Source organism: Protofrankia sp. Cj3 (genome assembly GCF_917627355.1).
In the GTDB taxonomy this organism is placed as follows: Bacteria; Actinomycetota; Actinomycetes; order Frankiales; family Frankiaceae; genus Protofrankia.
Genome location: NZ_CAKJTR010000063.1, coordinates 19,079 through 19,621 on the forward strand (window position 1 = coordinate 19,079; position 543 = coordinate 19,621).

2 protein-coding genes are annotated in these 543 nt (G+C 62.2%); both read right to left on the minus strand.

Translation table 11 applies throughout. The features are described from left to right. The coding region (locus MJ783_RS10960) for a transposase (RefSeq protein ID WP_370651597.1) at positions 1-266 on the minus strand (266 nt) is incomplete at its 3' end. Further along, a complete protein-coding gene (locus MJ783_RS23640) occupies positions 208-504 on the minus strand; it encodes a helix-turn-helix domain-containing protein (protein WP_370651596.1) in 297 nt (98 codons plus the stop codon). The genes MJ783_RS23640 and MJ783_RS10960, both read right to left, overlap by 59 nt. Positions 505-543: the final 39 nt, after the last annotated feature.

The window sequence follows — 543 nt, forward strand, 5'->3', positions numbered from 1 at the left end:
TGGTCCCAGGTCACGCTGTTCCGGAAGAACTCAGGCAGGTTTTCCATCTTCTTCGCGAGCAGGTAGGCGACGCGTTCGGCGTTACGGTCGTAGGGAATCCGCACCAGCATGACGAACCGCGCGCTACGATCGACCGACGTCGCGAGCTGGGACTTGTTTCCCTGCCCGATTATCAAGTCCCCTGCCCAGAACCCGGGCACGGCGTGGTCATCGGCTTCCCGCGGCCGTTCGCTGATGTTGACCATGTCGACTTTCTCGTAGACCATCGTTCACCGCGCCAGGAAGCCGTGGCAACGCTTCGAGCTTTCTTTCCTTCGGACGTGCCAGGTTCTCCTCGCGGCGTCGCTGCGCCTCGACCGCACGGTATGCCATCGCGCCGCCGTTACGGTCGATCTCCCGAGATATTGTTGAGTGGTGCCGGCCGAGCAGCTGCCCGATATACCGCGCCGACTTGTGCCGGCTCAGTTCCCGGGAGATAGTCGCCCACTCCTCGATCTTCAACAACTCGCGCGAAGCCAGCTACCGTCCAGTCTGTCGACACTG